Genomic DNA, 15,380 nt, shown 5'->3' on the forward strand with positions numbered 1-15,380 from the left:
GCTGTCGTGACGGCGGCATCGGGCAACAGGGCAAGGATCGCCCGGCGCGGACAGTGGCGCGGGGTCGCCGTGCGAACGCTCGCCGCCGTCCCGCTCAACTATCTGGTGACGAGCGCGCTTACGGTGCTGCTTGCGCGGCTGCTGCCGGGCGGGCCGATCCAGGCTTCGATGGGCGCGACGCTGTTCTCCTTCGCGATCTTCGCCGGGCTGGCGATGGCCGCATTCGGGGTCCGCTCGGTCGGGAAGCTGTGGCTCGGGATGGTCGCCACGGGGCTTGTCGCCGGACTGGCCGACTGGTGCCTGATCGCATGGGGCGGCCGACTGTGAAGAGCGGCTTTCGCCAGTCGATGGCCTGGCTCCATACTTGGACCGGGCTGCTGCTCGGCTGGCTGCTGTTCGCGATCTTCGTGACCGGTACTGCGTCGTTCTTTCAGGAGGAAATCACGCGCTGGATGACGCCCGAGGTGCGCGGCGTGCCGGCGGATCCGTCCAGCGGCTTCGTGTCCGCGGTGCGCTGGCTCGAACGCGAAGCGCCCGACGCCAGCGAATGGTCGGCCTATTCGGCGGGGAAGCGCACCGCGGGGCTACAACTCTATTGGGCGCCCGGTCCCGGCACGCCGGCTGACGCGCCAACCTCGGCGCGGCTGGACGGTGCCGGGCGGGAAGTCGAAGCGCGCGAGACGATGGGGGGCGCGTTCCTCTACCGCTTCCATTACGACCTGCACTACATCAACTGGTACTGGGCGCGCTGGATCGTGGGCATCGCTGCGATGGCGATGCTGGTCGCGATCCTCAGCGGCATCGTGACCCACAAGAAGATCATCGCGGATTTCTTCCTGTTCCGGCCCGGCAAGGGGCAGCGAAGCTGGCTCGACGCGCACACGGCGTCGAGCGTGCTGTTCCTGCCCTTCATCCTGATGATCACCTATACCGGGCTGGTGACGCTCGCGACGCAGTACATGCCGTGGGGAATCTCCGCCAACTACGCCGAAGAAGGCCAATTCTGGAACGACGCGCTCCCCTGGCCGATGCCCGAGGAAAAGACCGGGCCCGCGCCGCTGGTGCCGATCGCGCCGCTGGTCGAACGGGCCGAGCGCAGCTGGGGGGCTGAGGCCGGCGGCTTGCGCGTACTCAATCCCGGCGACCGGACGGCGCGGGTGATCGTGTCGAGCGCGCCCGATACGCGCATGTCGGCCCGCCCGCGCACGCTGACGTTCGACGGGACGACCGGCGAGATCGTCGATGCGCACGATCCCGATGGCGCGGCGGCTGCCACCGAAAGCACGATGATCGGGCTTCACGCCGGGCGGTTCGCGAGCGCCGTGCTGCGCGCGCTGTACTTCGTGTCCGGGGTCGCGGGCTGCGTGATGGTCGCTTCGGGCCTGATCCTGTGGACAGTGAAACGCCGCGCGAAGCTGCCCGAACCAGATCGGCCGCATTTCGGGTTCCGCCTGGTCGAAAAGCTGAACGTCGCGGCGATCGCCGGGCTGCCGCTGGCGATCGCGGTCTATTTCCTCGCCAATCGCCTCCTTCCGCTCGGCATCGCCGGGCGCGGCGACCGCGAGATCGGCGCGTTCTTCATTGCCTGGGGCGCGGTGCTCGTGTGGTCCGTCGCGCGCCCGGCGCGGCGTACGTGGCCCGAAGCGCTGGGCGCGGCGGCGATCGCCTTCGCACTGGTCCCGATCGTCAGCGCGCTCACCACCGATCGCTCGCTGGCGGCGAGTCTCACACACGGCGACACGGTGTTCGCCGTCTTCGACTCGACGATGGTGGTTCTTGCCGCCGGTCTGGGCTGGGCGGCGCTGAAGGTCGCGCGGCGAAAGCCGGACATGAAGGCGCGCCCGAACCGGCGCTCCCATAATCGTTCGGCCATGACGGAGGCCGTATGATCCATCTGCTTGTTCTCGTGCTCACAACGTCCGGCTTCGCGCTGCTGTGCGTGGCGCGCGACCGGCATCAGCGGGTTCTGATCGGACGCCGGCTTTCCGCAAGAGCGGCGAAGCGCACGCGCTACGCCGGCATCGCGTGCCTGGCGCTGGCATATCCGGTCGCGACGAACAATTCGGGCTGGGCGCATGGCACGCTCGAATGGGTGGCGCTGACCAGCGTGGGCGCGGTGCTGGTCATGGCGGGCCTGACGGTTCGCTCGGCGCGAAATTCCGCACCGCGCTGAGGCTCGCGAGGGCCCGTGGCCGGGTGCCCGCGCGTCGTCGGCAAGGCAATCGACACCGTCGCCGCGAGGTCCCTGCCCTCTTGGGCTCCGATCCCGACCACCTTGCCGACAGACCGTCCCGGCCCCCGCCATTCTCCGACGAACGGGTCAGGCCGGTGCAAGCGCGCCGAACTTGCCCGAGGTAAACTCCGCGATCGCTTCACGGATTTCGGCCTCGGTGTTCATCACGAAGGGGCCGTGGCCGAACACCGGTTCGTCGATCGGCTCGCCGGTCATCACCAGCAGCATGGCATCGCCGTCGGCCTTGATCCCGGCGCCTTCGCCATCGCTGGAGAGACGCGCGATTTCTGCCTCGCCGACGCCCCTTCCGTCGATCGTGACGTGGCCCGAAAGCACCGCGATCATCGTGGTATGGCCTTCAGGCAACGGCAGTGTGACATCCGCCCCGGCATCGAGCCGGACGTCCCACAAGTTGATCGGCGTGAACGTGCTGGCGGGCCCTTTCGTGGCGTCGAACTCGCCCGCGATTATCCGCGCGCGGCCACCTTCGAACGTGACTTCGTCGATCATGTCGCGCGTGATCGCCTGATACTTGGCGGGCGTCAGCTTGTCCTGCGCGGGCAGGTTGACCCACAGTTGCACCATGCGGAACGGGCCCCCGGCCTTCGAATAGCCGGGCGAGTGGAACTCCTCGTGCAGCACGCCCGAACCGGCGGTCATCCACTGGACCTCGCCGGCCCCGATCGTCCCGCCCCCGCCGGTAGAATCGCGGTGGCTGACCTCTCCGTCATAAACGATGGTCACGGTCTCGAAGCCCTTGTGCGGATGTTCGCCCACTCCGCGCGGGTGCCCCTTCACGGGCTCGAAGTTCCACGGCCCGGCGTAGTCGAACAGCAGGAAAGGGCTGATGACGGCGGTATCGCCGTGATAGCTGAACAGCGAGCGCACGGGGAAGCCGTCGCCTACCCAGTGGGCCTTGTCGTTGCGCAGGATCGTGTCGAGTGTCTTCATCGCCTTTGCCTTTCGAAGGGGCGTATTTACGCCCCGCCCCGGGGCATTGCTTTCGTGTCGGACGCAACATATGTACGTGCTGACATGACAGCAAGTACGGTCCAACAGGATACCGCAATGGCCCGGTCCGAAGCCCCGAAGGACGGCTGGCACTGCCCGGCGGAACGGACGCTCGATTTCCTCTCCGGCAAATGGCGCCCGATGGTCATATTCTGGCTCATGGGAGGTTCGCTGCGCTTCAACGAATTGCAGCGGCGGCTGGGCGCGATCACGCATCGCACGCTGTCGAAAACGCTCAAGGAGATGGAGGCCGACGGGCTGGTGCAGCGCCAGGACTATGGCGAGATTCCGCCGCGTGTCGACTACTCGCTCACCGATCGCGGGCGCAGCCTCCGACCGGTCTTGCAGGCGATGGAGGAATGGGCCCTGGCCCGGTCCGATGGCAACCAAGGAGATACGCAGTGACCGACAATGCCGAATGGCCGACCATTCCGTTCGCGCCGTGGAAGGATAGCTGCGCGGCCCTGCACCTCTACACGCAGATCGTCGGCAAGTATCGGCTGGCCCACACCCCCTGGGTCAATCACTCGTGGCACGCGACGCTGTATATCAACGCCGACGGGCTCACGACCGGGCTGATCCCCGACGGCCCCGGGGTCACCGTCCAGTTCGATCTGCACCGCCAGCGCCTCGTCGCCTCGTGCCCGACCGGAAAAAGCGACGGCTTCCCGCTCGAGCCCATGTCGGTCGCCGCGTTCGACAGCAGGTTCAGACAAACGATCGCTGCCCTCGGCGGCTCGCCCGAGTATCATGGCTTCCCCAACGAACTGCCCAAGGCGGTTCCCTTTGCCGAGGATACCGCCGCGCGGCCGTGGGATGCCGAAGCCGTATCCCGGTTCCATCGCGCGCTGGTTCGGATCGACGCGGTGTTCAACGAATTCCGCACCGGATTCCTCGGCAAGGTCAGCCCGGTCCATCTGTTCTGGGGAAGCTTCGATGTTGCCGTGACGCGGTTTTCGGGCAAGCCGGCCCCGCTTCACCCCGGCGGCATCCCCAACCTGCCCGACGCGGTGACGCGCGAAGCCTACAGTCACGAAGTCAGCTCCGCCGGCTTCTGGCCCGGCGGGGGCGGGATCGACGAGCCCTGCTTCTATTCGTACGCCTACCCGACACCCGAGGGGTTCGCCGAGCAATCCGTGAAGCCCGCGGCGGCGAGGTTCGACAAGGATTTGGGCGAATTCGTGCTCCCGTACGAAGCGGTCCGCTCCGCCGCAGACCCGCGCGCGGCACTACTGGAATTCCTCGAGTCCACCTTCGCGGCGGCAGCGACCCTGGCGGACTGGGATGACGGACTGACCTGCGCGATGGGCCGGAAGGGCCAGCCCCGCTCCATTACCTAGCTCTCCTGGGCCGTTGAGCGGTCTTTGGGTGACGTTTGGATCAGTTCGATCTGATGCCCGTCGGGATCGGCGAGAACCGCTATTCTCGCGTCGCCTTCGGCGGCGGTGGTCAACTGTGGGCTGATCGCCGCGACCGCGCTAACGCTCTTCGTCCTGCATCGGTTGAATCCGTCAGCGCGGAATGGGTGGCACGGTATTGAAGCCGAGCCGCCCCTATGAATACGCGTTGCGATCCAGCCTCCCGCTGGCTCGCAGCACCGCAGCCTGCGCGATCAGAACGTCGCTGCGCGCGCGCGCGAGTGCCAGTTGCGCGGCGCGGTAGCTTTGTTCCGCGAGCAGAATATCGATGGTCGAGCGCAGGCCGAATTCGTATTCGGCCCGCACGCCTTCGAGCGCCAGTTGGGCTGCGGCCAACCCCTCCTCGTTCGCGGTGAGGCGCAGCCGCGCGGCGCCCAGCCCGGCCCAGGCGGTGTCCACGTTGCGCAATGCCTCACGCTGCTCCGCTTCCGCCGCGAAACTTTCAGCACGGTAAGTCGCCTCGGCCTCGCGCACGCGTGACGGTACGAGGCCGCCGGTGAACAGCGGCACGCGCAGCGAAAGACCGACCGTGGCGGCGCTTTCGAAGCCGTAGAGGTTGCCGCCGGAAAGCTGTGCGCCGCGGCCATAGCCGCCGGCAAGCTCCAGCACGGGCGCCCGCTCCGCCCGCGCCTGGTCGATCCGCGCGCCCGAGGCATCCGCGATGCGGCGCTGCTCGAGCAGCAGGGGGTTGGTCGCTTCGGCCGAGGCGCGCGCCGCAGACAGGTCGCCGGGTAGCGCCTGCGGCGGTGGCACGTCCGCGACGAGCGCATCCGGCTCCTGACCCACCACGGCGCGGTATGTTGCTATCGCTGCGATCAGCGCGGCCTGCGCGTCGGCGAGGTTGGCGACGACGCTCGCGCGCTGGGCGCGCAGCTGCTCGACATCGGTGCGCGTCGCCTCTCCCAAGTCGAAACGCGATTGTGCTTCCTCCACCTGCCGATCGAGCCGCTCGATCCCGATCCGCGCCACCTCCACCGCTTCCTGCGCGAACAATACGTCGGCATAGGCGATCACCACTCGCTCGAGCACCGCAGCCTCGCGATCGCGCACGCGCTGCTCTCCGGCGGCGACATCGGCATCGGCCGCGCGCACTGCGGAGGACACGCGACCCCCGGTCCAGATCGGCAGGCTGGAGCGGATGGTCGCGCTGCCCGAATTGCCGCTGCCGATGCTGTCGTAGCCCGCGCCCGCATCGACCGAGACGGTCGGCCGCCCGCCCGCCCGCGCCTGCTCGGGCGCTTCGGCCAGTGCATCCTGTCGCGCCTGCGCCTCGGCGAGATCGGGATTGGTGGCATAGGCGGCGGCGATCGCCTCGCGCAGCGTTTCGGCCTGCACGGGCGCAGCGGCGAGCGCAGCTAACGGCAGCCACGCCCATCTAGTCATGATGCAGGGCCCAGGCCGGAGCGGTGCGGCTCGCGCGCAGCGACTGGCCGAGCACGGTCAGCACCGCGATGGCGACGGCGAGCAGGCTGGCGCCGATGAAATAGACGGGCGACAGCGCGATCCGGTCGGCAAAGCCCGCCAGCCAGCGCTGCATCGCGAAGAACGCCAGCGGCCAGGCGATCAGGTTCGCGATCACAACCGGGCGCAGGAACTGGCCGACCAGCAGCTTCACGATATCGCCCGCCGACGCGCCGAGCGACTTGCGGACGCCGATCTCCTTCACCCGCCGCGCGGTATTGAAAGAGGCGAGGCCCCACAGCCCGACCACGCCGATCAGCACCGCCAGCCCGGCCCCGATGGCAAACAGGCGCATGGCCCGGTCATCGGCCTCGTAGAACTGTTGCAGGCTCTGCACGCCGGTCTCGGCTTCGAAGGGAGCCTGCGGCGCCGTGCGCTGCCACACGGCTTGCGCCGCCTTGATCACCGCGCGCGGATCGCCACTGAAGCGCAAGGTGGCCACGGGGACGTCCACCTCCTCGGAATAGTAGGTGTAATATGTCGGATCGAGCGGTTCGCGCGGAGAGAGGAAGCGCATGTCTTCCACCACACCGACGATCGTGCGCGGCGGTGCGCCGTGGCCCAGTTGCTGCCCGACGGCCTCGGCGGGGTCATCGTAACCCAGCGTACGTGCCAGTGTGCGGTTGACGAGGATATTGCGCGGCTCTTCCCATTCCAGATCGGTCGAATCATCCATTCGCTGCGCGCTGCCGAACGGCCGACCTGCCAGCACGCGCGTGCCGTAGGTCTCGAAGAAGTCCGGCCCTGTCGCTACCCGGCGCATGGAGATGGGCGGTTCGCTGTCGGTGCCGAACGAATCGACGTTGTTGTAGCCCGTACCGCCGGCGACCGAATCGCTGACGGTGACCGAACGGACCGAAGGTATCTCCGCAAAGCCGCGCAACAGGCTGCGGCGCAGGGCCGGGTCTTCGGCCCATGCCAGCGAGCGCACCAGCAGCAGCCCGTCGCGTTGATAGCCGAGGTCGGCGTTGCGCAAGTGCTGCGTCTGCGCGAACAGCACGGCGGTGCCGATCATGAAGGCGATCGCCAGCGCGAACTGGAACACCACCAGCGCTTGGCGCACCCGCGTTCCCGCGCGCCCGCCGCCCGGCGATCTGGTGGAGGCCAGCACCGCTGCCGCGCGATAGCCCGAAAGCATGAACGCCGGATACGCGCCCGCGATCAGTCCCACGATCAGAACGAGCAGCGCCAGCGGCAGGATTACCCCGCCGGTGCCGAGATAGGTGATCGACAGTTCCAGCCCGCCCGCGGCGTTTATCAGCGGCAGACTCACTTCGGCGAGGATCAGGCCGATCAGCGCCGCGAGCGCGGCGGTCGCGGTCGCTTCGGTCAGGAACTGCCGGATCAGCGCGCGCCGGTCCGCTCCCAGCACCTTGCGCATCGCCACTTCGCGCGCACGCAGCGCCGCACGCGAGGTGGCAAGGTTCACATAGTTGACGATCGCGATCAGCAGCGTCAGCAGCCCCACGAGACCGAGCGTGGTCACGGTGAGTTTGCGGCTGGCGCTCTCGCGCCCTTCGGGCGTCAGGTGCATGCTCTCCAGCGGGAGCAGGTTGATGCCCATGTCTTCGTTCGCATTGTCGCCGAAACTGGCCGCGCCTCTGCGCGCGACGAACCCCGGCATCTGTTCGTCCAGAGCATCGGCAGCCTCGCGCGCCGGGAAGCGCACGAACGTCTGCACCGAAGTGCTGCCCCAGTTGTACCAGTACTGGGTATCGACCTGGTCCGGCATTCGGGTGAGGATGGTGAATTCCAGATCGGTATTGGCCGGCAGATCCGCGAACACCCCCGCCACGCGATAAGCGCGCGTCTCGCCGTCGGTAGTGAGCGTCATGGATCGCCCCACTGCCTCGCCGTCGCCGAAATAGCGGCGGGCGGTGGCTTCGGAGAGCAGGATGTTGCCCGGGTCCGAGAGCGCGCCCCGCCCTTGTCCCGCCACCATCGGCAGGTCGAACACATCGAAGAACGTTTCGTCGACCCGCGCGGCATCTTCGGCCACCGCATTGCCATCACGCAGCACGATGGCGCCGTTTCCTTGGATGCGGGCGCCGACCAGCCCGGGAAAATCCTCGCGCAGCTGATCAAGCAGCCCACCCATCGTCCAGTGGAAGCGGCCGGTGAACGGCTGGCCCGGCGCTTTCCATTCGGTCTGCACGACGTAGATTTCATCGCTGTCCGGCAGCCATTCCTCGAAGCTCGTTTCGAAGCGGACGTAGAGACCGAGCACGAGGAACACCGCGATGCCCAGCCCCAGCCCGCCGATGTTGAGCGCGGCGTAGAGCTTGTGCCGCGTCAGCGAGCGGTAGAGCGAGAGCAGCGCGAAGCGATTCATCGTCCGTCCCCCGTCAGATCGCGCGCGCGGCGCTGGCGACGATGCGGCCGTCGAGCATGTCGATCCGGCGCTTGGCCATGTCGGCGTGGCTGGGCGAGTGGGTGACCATCACGATCGTCGCGCCCGCATCGTTCAGCGCGGTGAGGATGTTCATGACCTGCTCCCCGTTCGCGGTGTCGAGGTTGCCGGTCGGCTCGTCCGCGAGGATCAGCTTGGGATCGCCCACGATCGCGCGCGCGATGGCGGCGCGCTGCTGCTGCCCACCCGAAAGCTGGTGCGGGAAATGGCGCGCACGGTGGGCGATGCCCACGGTATCCATCGCGGCCGCGACCCGTTCGCCCTTCTTCCCACCGTCCTTGCGATAGGTGAGGCCGAGCGCGACGTTCTCCTCGATCGTCAGTTCGTCGATCAGGTTGAAGCTCTGGAACACGAAGCCGAGCCGCGCGGCGCGAAACTTCGCCAGCTCCGCCTCCGGCAGATCGGCGAGATCGCGGTCCTCGAACCAGTACTGGCCGCCGGTGGGCCGGTCGATCGTGCCCAGCGTGTTGAGCAGGGTGGACTTGCCGCAACCCGAAGGCCCCATGATCGCGAGGAATTCGCCCTCTGCCACGGCGAGGTTCACTTCGGCGAGCGCGGTCGTCTCGACTTCGTCCGAAATGTAGCGGCGTTCGATGTTCTCAAGTCGGATCATGGGTAATTCCCCCGTTCAGCGGATGTTGATGAGGTCGCCGTCGACCTGCGAGAGATTACTGGTGACGACGCGCTGGCCGGGCTTCAGGCCCGACAGGATCTCCACCTGGCGCGGATTGCGGCGGCCGATCTCCACGCGGGTGCGGCGCGCGTGGTCGCCATCGGGATCGAGCACGAAGACGCTGGAGCCGCCGCCGCTCAGCCAGCCGCCGACCGGCGCGATCAGCGCCTGCCGCGCCGCGCCCAGCGTGATTCGCAGGTCCAGCGTCTGCCCGCGGTTGAGCGCCTGGCCCGGCACGGTGTCGAACGTCAGCTCCACGCGGAAGCGGCCCTCGGTGACCGTAGGCAGCACCTTGCTGACGGTGAGGCGCGCACCGTCCGCCGTCTGCGCCGTTTGCCCCACCTCGACCCGGCCGAGGTAATATTCGTCGACGTCGGCCTCCAGCTTCCATTCGCCTTCGCTGTCGACCTGCCCGGCGGGATCGCCGGGTGCGAGCGTCTGGCCCGGTTGCAGGGTGAAATTGGTCAGTCGCCCCGCCATCGGCGCGCGGACGGTCAGCGCGTCGAGGCTGCCGCGCACGGCGGCGAGATTGTTCTGCAGGCGCGCGCGCGTGGCGTCGAGCATCGCCCCCTGCGTGGCGGTGATCCGCCGTTCGGCCACGCTGCCGCTCTGCAACTGCGCGACCCGTCGCGTCTGGTAATCGACCTCCTCCTGATAGCTTTTCACCCCCGCGTCGGAAACGAAGCCCTTGTCGTGAAGCTGCTGCCGGATATCGAGATCGCGGCGCGCGCGGATGAGGTCGTATTCGGCCTGCGCGACCTGCCCGGCGCGGTCCACGCGGGTGCGCTGGATGCCCAGGTTCTCCCCCGCAACGCCGCCGAGCTGGCTGGCGATCTGCGCTTCCTGGCTCAGCACCTGGAGCCGCAGTTCGGGGTTGGCGAGGCTGGCGAGCGGCTGGCCCTTGGCCACCAGTGCGCCATCCTGCACCAGCAGTTCCTGCACCTGCCCCCCGCTCATCACCCCGACCAGCGTGGTGGTAGCGGGCACGACGGTGGCACGCAGCGGCAGGTAATCGTCGAACGGTGCGCGGGTCACCTCGCCCGTCTGGATATCGGCGGCAGCAACGTCGGTCGATCCGCTGGCCGGCAGCGCGCGCCAGCCCGCCACCGCAAGCACGAGCACGCCGAGCGCGATCAGCACCCGGCGGCTGCGCCACCACGGCGCGCGCGGCTTCTCGACCCGGCGGTCCATTCCCGCGCCTGAAGAAGTATTTGCCTGTTCGGCAGCTTGCGTCATCATGCGGCCAGTATCGCCGACATTGGGCTGAACACCTAAAGCACTATGAATAAAAGACTTTCCGATGATGATGAAGCAGGCAACCGTCCGGCGGCGGACACACTGTCCGCAAATGGACAGCCCGATGGCAAGTCAAGCGTGCGATCGGGCCGAGCGATTCTGCTGATCGACGACAATCCGGCGGTCGCGCGGGCGATGGAGATCGCCTTCGGGATGGCGGGCCACGCGCTCGATATCGCACCGACGCCCGAGGAGGCCTTCTCCCGCCTTGCAAGGCGACACTACGATGCGATCGTGCTCGACCTCAACTTCACCGCGGGCAAGACCGACGGGCGCGAAGGGTTGGCGTGTCTCAAGCGGATCATGGCGGACGATCCCTCCGCCTGCGTCGTCGTCCTGACCGCGCACGGCGGAATGCGCACCGCCGTAACCGCGATGCAGGCGGGCGCGCGCGATTTCGCGGTCAAGCCGTGGAACAACGCCGACCTGATCGCCAAGGTGGAGGCGGCGATCGCCCGCCGGCCTGCCGCGCCCGTCGTCGGCAGAACAGCCGTGGCGGACAAGACCGTCGCCCAGCCCCGCCTGCTGGGCAACGACCCGGCAATGGAGGCTCTGCGCGATCTCGTCCGCCGGGTCGGGCCGACCGAGGCGGGCGTGGCGGTGACGGGGCCACCGGGCGCGGGGCGCACGCTCGCCGCCCTCGCGCTCCACGCTGCGTCGGCCCACACCGCGACGCCACCGCTGCGGATCGACCTGCGCGACGAGGCCGCGTGGGCAGCGCTGGACGGGGCGCGCGGCACGGTGACCCTGCGCCATGCCGACCGACTGGACGAGATCGCGCAGGGCCGGCTGCTCGCGCGCCTGCCCGCCGATGCCCGCGCCATAGCCATCGGCGATAGTGTCGCGGAGCTTTCGCCGGCACTTCGCCGCCGCATCGCGACCGTCGAACTGGCGATGCCGCCACTAGCGCAGCGAACAGGCGATATCCCGCTGCTCGCCGACCATTTCCTGCGCACGGCGGCGGAGCGCTTCGGACGGCCCGTCCCCCGGCTGACCCCAGCCGCCGAGGCCGCGATCCGCACCACCGACTGGCCCGACGAGGTGCGCGGCCTCGCGCTGGCGATGGAGCGCGCGGTGCTGCTGGCCGATAGCGGCGTGGTGGACGCGGCGACGCTGTCTCCCGCTGCATCGCCCGCCCTTGCAGAGCGAGCCGGAAATGCCGAGCGCGACTACGATCTCGACCGCTCGGAAAAGGCGATGATCGCCGCCGCGCTGGCCGAGCATCGTCACAATGTCAGCCATGCGGCACGGGCGCTGGGGCTCAGCCGCGGCGCGCTGTATCGGCGGATGGAGCGCTACGGACTGTGACGCTCTACACCAGACGCGGCTGGCGCGCGGCGGCGCTCGGGCTGATGCTCGCCGGGTGCGGGATCGTCGCCGCATTCGCCTGGACGCGCGGATATTGGGGCCTGCTGACCGGAGCGGGGCTCGCCGTGCTCTGGCTGGCGGGCCTTGCCTGGTGGAACGCGGCGCGCCCGCCCGCTGGCGGAGGATCGGGCCAATACGCTAGCCCCAGCGATCCGACCGACGACCGCGCGGTGATGCAACGTCTGCTGCTCGACGCCGCGCCCACCCCTCTGCTGGCGATCGAAGGGGATACCGCGCGTGCTCTGAACCGCGCGGCGCGCGCGATCTTCGCGACCGACGACCGCATCGTTCCCCCGCCGCCCGCGCTGCTCGATCCCGCAGCCAAGCACTTGCGGCACGAGGGACGGCAATGGCGGATCGACCGGATCGATGCGTCGGGCGGGTCCTCGACGAGTGTCGCCGCGCTGATCGATTTCGAGCGCGAGGAACGCGTCGCCGAAGCGCGCGCCAGCGCCGAACTGATCGAGATCCTCGGTCACGAGCTGCTCAACGGCCTGGCACCCATCGTCTCGCTGGCCGATAGCGCAAGGGCGGCGAAGGCCCCCGGACTGCTGCGCGAAATTCTCGAACTGCTCGCGCGGCGCGCCGAGGGGCTGCAGCGCTTCGCCAGCGGCTATCGCGACCTCGCGCGCCTGCCCGAACCCGCCCCCGCGCCGGTTCCGCTCAGACGTTTTGCAGACGATCAGGCGCGCACGTTCGCCGGCCGCTGGCCCGCGATCGAACTCGTGACCGAGGTGTTCGTCGACGGCGCGTGGCCGATGGACCGTGACCAGATCGACCGCGCGGTGTGGGCGCTGCTCCACAACGCCGCCGAGGCCGCGAGCGACGCCGAGCAGCCCCGCGTAGGCCTGTCGCTTGCCCGCGATGCCCGTCAGCTCGTCATCGCGGTCAGCGACAACGGCCCCGGCGTTCCGCCCGAAAGCCGGGCGCAGGTGTTCCGCCCGTTCCATACGACCAAGCCCGAAGGTTCGGGCATCGGGCTCTCGCTCGCACGCCAGATCGCCCATGCCCACGGCGGCACACTGGAACTGGCGGACACCCGGCCCACAACGTTCCGGCTGACGCTGCCGGGGTGACCAGCGGTTATTCGTTGCGTAGCGCCTTTGCGGGCGTCGCGCGCGACACCTGCCATGCCTGCCCGAACACGGTGGCCCCGGCGATCAGCAGCGCCAGCACGCTCGCACCGGCGAAGAACGCAGGCGACAGCGCCACGCGATCGTCGAACCCCGCGAGCCAGCGGCGCATCGCCAGCCAGGCGATCGGCCAGGCGATCAGGTTCGCGATCACTACCGGGCGCAGGAACTGGCCGATCAGCAGCCCCATGATATCGCGCGTGGAGGCGCCGAGCGCTTTCCTGATCCCGATCTCGCGCACCCGGCGCGCGGTGTCGAACGCGGCGAGGCCGTAGAGCCCGAGGCAACCGATCGCCACCGCCAGCACCGCGCCCAGCGTGAACAGACGCGAACGCTGGAGATCGGCTTCGTAGAACTTCTCGTACAGCGAACGGTTCGCCGTGAGGCCGTCAAACGGGATCGCCCCGGCGCGGGCGTGCCAGATCCGCTCGATCGCTGCGAGCAGCGGCTGATCCGCGCCGGTATACCGCACCGCCAGCACCGCTGAGAAGGCATTGTCCATCCGCAGGTAATATGCCTGCGGTTGCACGGCCTTGCGCGGATCGTCGAACCGCAGATCGTCGATGACGCCCACGATGGTCACGCCGTCTCCGCCGCCGGACAAGGTTTGCCCCACCGCCGCTTCGGGCGATGCGAATCCGAACGCACGCACTGCCGACCGATTGACGATCGCGTTGTGCTCGCGAAAATCGCGCCGAATGGCGCCGTCGGGACCGGGCGGCGGGTCGGGCTCTCTGATATCGGCAGGAAAGCGGCTCGGATCGAACGGACGGCCGGCCACCAGCCTCGCTCCGTAGACGTCGAGAAATTGCGGACCCACCAGCCCTTCGAGAAACTGGCGTTCTTCCCCTTCGCGGCTCACGTTGATGATGGAAAACGAACCCCCGCCCGGTATCACCGCCGACGTGGCCGTTCCGGCGACGCCGGGCAGCGCGGCGATATCGCGCCGGATCGCGGCGCGCTGCGCAGGGTCGAGGTTTTGGTTGGCGAACGCGGGCAGCACCGCCAACCCGTCACGCTGGAAGCCGAGGTCGGAGGTCTGCAGATGCCGCGCCTGCGCCAGCAGCACGCCGGTGCCGATCATCAGCGCGATTGCGATGGCGAACTGACCGACCACCAGTGCCGAACGAAGCAACTTGCCCCGCCGTCCCGTGCCGGGCGACTGCGTCGAGACGAGGACCGAGGCGGGCTGGAAGCGCGAGATGACGAAAGCGGGATAGATTCCCGCGATCAACCCGGTCACCAGCACCACGGCCAGCACCGGCGGCAGGATGCTGTCCTGCCCCCAGTAGACGATCGCCAGTTCCATCCCGCCCGCGGCGTTGACGATCGGCAGCGCCATTTCGGCCAGCGCGAGGCCCAGCAACCCGGCGACGCACGCCGCCGCCAGCGATTCGCCCATCAGCTGCCGGATCAGCGCGCCGCGCCGTGCGCCGAGCACCTTGCGCATCGCCACTTCCCGCGCACGCAGATCGGCCCGTGCGGTCGAAAGGTTGACGTAGTTCACGATCGCGAGCGCCAGCGCGATCAGGCCGACGGCGCCGAGCGTGGCCACGACCAGCCGGTCGCGCGGTTCCTCCAGATGCACGCTGGCCAGGGGAATGATCCGATCGGTGATCTTCACCACGTCCGCTGCGGGACCGGAAAAATTCGGATCGGGATGCCGCCGGTTGAACGCGTCCAGATCGGCGATCCGCGCTTCGGCTACTTCCGTGGTTGCAAAGCGCAGAAAAGTGACGAGCCCGCCGAATCTGGGGTTGTCGCTCTCCGCTTGCGTCAGGTGCGCGAAGATGTCGTTGCGGTAGGACATCGCCGCCGGAAGGTCGCGGATCACGGCGGCGACGCGAAGCACGCGCCGTTCCTCACCGAGTGTGATATCGACCGTCTGCCCGATGGGATCGCCGGGCCTCAGATAATCCTGCACGAAGCTTTCGGTCACGACCGCGTCGCCTGGCCGCTCCAGCGCCTGCTGCGGCGAACCGGCGATGGCGGGAAGTGGGAACAGCTCGAAATACGATGGATCGGCCAGCGCCAGCTGTTCGGTCACCGCCCGTCCCCCGCTATGCACGGTGACTTTGCCGCTGATCAGCCGCGCGCCCTGCGTGCCCGGATAGTCGCTCTGCATCAGCGGCAGCATCTCGAAGCGCGAGGGAATGTCGACCGGGGGCGCCGCGCCGAACTGGAAGCTGCGGTCGACGACCCAGATTTCGTCCGACCCGGGCAATGTTCGGTCGAAACTCGTTTCGAAGCGCACGAACAGGAACAGAACCAGGAACACCGCGATACCCAAGGCCAAGCCGCACAGGTTGAGCAGCGCGAAGCGTGGATGGCGACTGAAGGAACGGTAGAGCGTGAGAAAGGCGTTCATGGTCTGAGT

General features: G+C 68.5%; 13 protein-coding genes. 7 read left to right on the plus strand and 6 right to left on the minus strand.

Annotation, left to right across the window (positions count from 1 at the left end; translation table 11 throughout):
• Positions 1-6 precede the first annotated feature (6 nt).
• From ACE3QC_RS06450 to ACE3QC_RS06460, 3 genes are read left to right on the plus strand one after another with little or no spacing between them, the layout of a single operon-like run.
• Positions 7-327, plus strand: a complete 321-nt coding sequence (locus tag ACE3QC_RS06450) for a hypothetical protein (protein WP_374406389.1) — start codon at positions 7-9, stop codon at positions 325-327.
• Entirely contained in the window at positions 324-1,889 is a 1,566-nt protein-coding gene (locus ACE3QC_RS06455; protein WP_374406391.1) for a PepSY-associated TM helix domain-containing protein, read from the plus strand. Before ACE3QC_RS06450 ends, ACE3QC_RS06455 begins: the two co-directional genes overlap by 4 nt.
• Positions 1,886-2,173 (plus strand): DUF3325 domain-containing protein, encoded by a 288-nt coding sequence (locus ACE3QC_RS06460; protein ID WP_374406393.1) that lies wholly within the window; start codon positions 1,886-1,888, stop codon positions 2,171-2,173. The genes ACE3QC_RS06455 and ACE3QC_RS06460 overlap by 4 nt, the downstream gene beginning before the upstream one ends.
• Positions 2,174-2,320: 147 nt before the next feature.
• Here ACE3QC_RS06460 and ACE3QC_RS06465 read toward each other — a convergent pair whose 3' ends face one another.
• Positions 2,321-3,184 (minus strand): pirin family protein, encoded by an 864-nt coding sequence (locus ACE3QC_RS06465; protein ID WP_374406394.1) that lies wholly within the window; start codon positions 3,182-3,184, stop codon positions 2,321-2,323.
• Between the two features lie 117 nt (positions 3,185-3,301).
• Here ACE3QC_RS06465 and ACE3QC_RS06470 point away from each other — a divergent pair, with 117 nt between their 5' ends.
• Positions 3,302-3,649: a winged helix-turn-helix transcriptional regulator gene (locus ACE3QC_RS06470; protein ID WP_374406396.1), complete on the plus strand. Its 348-nt coding sequence runs from the start codon at positions 3,302-3,304 to the stop codon at positions 3,647-3,649.
• The gene (locus ACE3QC_RS06475) at positions 3,646-4,584 is read left to right on the plus strand and encodes a DUF5996 family protein (protein ID WP_374406398.1); all 939 of its coding nucleotides are present in this window, start codon (positions 3,646-3,648) and stop codon (positions 4,582-4,584) included. Before ACE3QC_RS06470 ends, ACE3QC_RS06475 begins: the two co-directional genes overlap by 4 nt.
• Positions 4,585-4,797: 213 nt before the next feature.
• Here ACE3QC_RS06475 and ACE3QC_RS06480 read toward each other — a convergent pair whose 3' ends face one another.
• The 4 genes from ACE3QC_RS06480 to ACE3QC_RS06495 are packed head-to-tail and all read right to left on the minus strand — an operon-like array spanning position 4,798 to position 10,445.
• Positions 4,798-6,045, minus strand: a complete 1,248-nt coding sequence (locus ACE3QC_RS06480; RefSeq protein ID WP_374406400.1) for a TolC family outer membrane protein — start codon at positions 6,043-6,045, stop codon at positions 4,798-4,800.
• Positions 6,038-8,455, minus strand: coding sequence for an ABC transporter permease (locus ACE3QC_RS06485; protein ID WP_374406402.1), 2,418 nt, complete (start codon positions 8,453-8,455; stop codon positions 6,038-6,040). The genes ACE3QC_RS06480 and ACE3QC_RS06485 overlap by 8 nt, the downstream gene beginning before the upstream one ends.
• A 13-nt stretch (positions 8,456-8,468) precedes the next feature.
• On the minus strand, positions 8,469-9,146 hold the full coding sequence (locus ACE3QC_RS06490; protein WP_374406404.1) for an ABC transporter ATP-binding protein: 678 nt from the start codon (positions 9,144-9,146) through the stop codon (positions 8,469-8,471).
• A 15-nt stretch (positions 9,147-9,161) separates the two neighbouring features.
• Positions 9,162-10,445, minus strand: coding sequence for an efflux RND transporter periplasmic adaptor subunit (locus ACE3QC_RS06495; RefSeq protein ID WP_374406406.1), 1,284 nt, complete (start codon positions 10,443-10,445; stop codon positions 9,162-9,164).
• Between the two features lie 135 nt (positions 10,446-10,580).
• On the opposite strand from ACE3QC_RS06495, the gene ACE3QC_RS06500 reads away from it, so the two are divergent.
• The gene (locus tag ACE3QC_RS06500; RefSeq protein WP_374406408.1) at positions 10,581-11,810 is read left to right on the plus strand and encodes a sigma-54-dependent transcriptional regulator; all 1,230 of its coding nucleotides are present in this window, start codon (positions 10,581-10,583) and stop codon (positions 11,808-11,810) included.
• A complete protein-coding gene (locus ACE3QC_RS06505) occupies positions 11,807-12,946 on the plus strand; it encodes an ATP-binding protein (protein ID WP_374406410.1) in 1,140 nt (379 codons plus the stop codon). Before ACE3QC_RS06500 ends, ACE3QC_RS06505 begins: the two co-directional genes overlap by 4 nt.
• 7 nt (positions 12,947-12,953) lie before the next feature.
• On the opposite strand, the gene ACE3QC_RS06510 is transcribed toward ACE3QC_RS06505, so the two are convergent.
• Positions 12,954-15,371, minus strand: a complete 2,418-nt coding sequence (locus ACE3QC_RS06510) for an ABC transporter permease (RefSeq protein ID WP_374406412.1) — start codon at positions 15,369-15,371, stop codon at positions 12,954-12,956.
• Between the last annotated feature and the right edge of the window lie 9 nt (positions 15,372-15,380).

The sequence above is a fragment of the Pelagerythrobacter sp. genome, assembly GCF_041912895.1.
GTDB lineage: Bacteria > Pseudomonadota > Alphaproteobacteria > Sphingomonadales > Sphingomonadaceae > Pelagerythrobacter.

Coding starts and splice junctions, on each gene's coding strand:
- ACE3QC_RS06490 (WP_374406404.1), bottom strand. CDS start 9,146: ATGATCCGACTTGAGAACATCGAACGCCGCTACATTTCGGACGAAGTC.
- ACE3QC_RS06480 (WP_374406400.1), bottom strand. CDS start 6,045: ATGACTAGATGGGCGTGGCTGCCGTTAGCTGCGCTCGCCGCTGCGCCC.
- ACE3QC_RS06485 (WP_374406402.1), bottom strand. CDS start 8,455: ATGAATCGCTTCGCGCTGCTCTCGCTCTACCGCTCGCTGACGCGGCAC.
- ACE3QC_RS06465 (WP_374406394.1), bottom strand. CDS start 3,184: ATGAAGACACTCGACACGATCCTGCGCAACGACAAGGCCCACTGGGTA.
- ACE3QC_RS06510 (WP_374406412.1), bottom strand. CDS start 15,371: ATGAACGCCTTTCTCACGCTCTACCGTTCCTTCAGTCGCCATCCACGC.
- ACE3QC_RS06470 (WP_374406396.1), top strand. CDS start 3,302: ATGGCCCGGTCCGAAGCCCCGAAGGACGGCTGGCACTGCCCGGCGGAA.
- ACE3QC_RS06460 (WP_374406393.1), top strand. CDS start 1,886: ATGATCCATCTGCTTGTTCTCGTGCTCACAACGTCCGGCTTCGCGCTG.
- ACE3QC_RS06495 (WP_374406406.1), bottom strand. CDS start 10,445: ATGATGACGCAAGCTGCCGAACAGGCAAATACTTCTTCAGGCGCGGGA.